The following is a 1,774-nucleotide window of genomic DNA, read 5'->3' as shown; positions in this document are numbered from 1 at the left end:
GAGCTCCTGATCCTCGTGGCAGCGTGGCGGCTCGGCCTCGGGACACCGAGGGTGAAATGCACAGCCGGTGGGGCGCCGGGCCAGGTCCGGCGGGCTGCCCGGGATCGGTGCGAGCGGCCGCTCCCGGCCGCCTACCTCGACGCTGGAGCCGAGGAGCCCGCGCGTGTACGGGTGCCGCGGTGAGTCGAGCAGCTGACGTGTCGACGCCCGCTCGACGATGCGGCCCGCGTACATGACGACGGCGTCGTCGCAGAAGTAGCGCGCCACACCGAGGTCGTGGGTGATCATGATGATGCCGGTGCCGCGCTCCTTCAGACCGGCCAGCAAGTCGAGTATCTGCCGCTGCACCGTCACGTCCACGGCCGTGGTGGGCTCGTCGGCGATCAGCAGCGCCGGTTGCGTGATCATGGCCACGGCGATCATCGCCCGCTGCCGCATCCCGCCGGACAGCTGGAACGGATAGAGCCGAATCCGGCGTTCCGGCTCGGGAATGCCGACATCCGCCAGCGCCTGCACGGCACGCTTCTTGGCCTCCGCTTTGCCGCAGATGCCGTGCCAGAGCAGGTGTTCGGTGAGCTGGCGCTCCAGGGTGAGGGTGGGGTTCATCGCCTCCATCGCATTCTGGAACACCATCCCGATGTCTCGCCCCCGGACGCGGCGCATCTCCCGTTCCGGCAAAGCCAGCAGGTCGCGGCCATTGAACCGGGCCGCTCCGGACGTGGTGCGGGCGGTGCGCGGCAGCAGACGAAGGACCGTGCGCATCGTCACGCTCTTGCCGCTGCCGCTCTCGCCGACGATCGCCAGCGCCCGGCCAGGTGCGACGTCGAACCCGACCCCGTCGACGGCGCGGAGCGGTTCTCCGTGCTCCTGCCGGAACTCGGTACGCAGGTCTTCGACCCGCAGCAGCGGCTCGTCCGCCGCGGCCGCCGTGGCGTCGTCTCGTGGCTCGGTCACCGTCATCGCTGATCTCCGCGGGGATCGAATGCGTCCCGCAGGCCGTCGCCGACCCAGGTGAACGCGAGAAGCGCCAGGGCGAACACGGCCGCCGGCGCGAAGAGCATGTGGGGTGCGGACAACAGGTACCGGGTGCCCTCGGAGATCATCGCGCCCCAGGACGGGGTGGGGGGCTGCACACCGAGCCCGAGCAGGCCGAGGCCGGCTTCCGCCGCGATCGCGGCCGGGATGGCGAAGCTGGTCGTCACCAGCATGGGACCGATCGCGTTGGGCAGGATGTAGCGTACGGCGATCGTCGGTCCGGACGCGCCCATGGCGCGCGCCGCCTCGACGTACTCCCGTTGCTTGATGGTGAGCACCTGAGCGCGGACCAGCCTGGCTTGTGTGACCCAGCCGGCGATGCCGATGGCCACGATCAGGGCGAAGATGCTCCGGCCGAGCACGGCGACCATGACGATCGCGAAGAGGTAGCTGGGGAAGGCGTACATCACGTCGGTGAACGCCATCAGCCCCTGCTCCACCCGGCCGCCGCGGTAGCCCGCCACGAGCCCGATGGCCAGTGCGCAGATCAACGCGAGCAGTTCGGCGCCGAACGCCACGATGAGGGCGGTGCGTAGCCCGTAGACGGTGCGGCTCAAGATGTCCCGGCCCAGTTGGTCCGAGCCGAGCAGGTGCCCGTCCGCCCCCGCCCCCACCAGCTGGCTGCCGTAGTCGGTGGCCGCATAGTGGTACGGAGCGATCCACGGCGCCGCGGCTGCCACCAAGACGAGCACGCCGCAGAAGATCAGGCTGATTAGGGCGAGCCGATTTCGCCGGAAGC

General features: G+C 70.3%; 2 protein-coding genes. Both read right to left on the bottom strand.

From position 1 onward, the window contains the following. A partial coding sequence (locus tag ELR45_RS35425; RefSeq protein ID WP_165367886.1) for an ABC transporter ATP-binding protein occupies positions 1 to 960 on the bottom strand: 960 nt, incomplete at its 3' end. Then, positions 957 to 1,774 (bottom strand): ABC transporter permease (locus tag ELR45_RS18010; RefSeq protein ID WP_205856811.1); only part of this gene is annotated, 818 nt, incomplete at its 5' end. The genes ELR45_RS18010 and ELR45_RS35425, both read right to left, overlap by 4 nt.

This window comes from Phytoactinopolyspora endophytica (assembly GCF_004138495.1).
Lineage (GTDB): Bacteria > Actinomycetota > Actinomycetes > Jiangellales > Jiangellaceae > Phytoactinopolyspora > Phytoactinopolyspora endophytica.
This window is presented reverse-complemented; position numbering and strand designations above follow the sequence as displayed.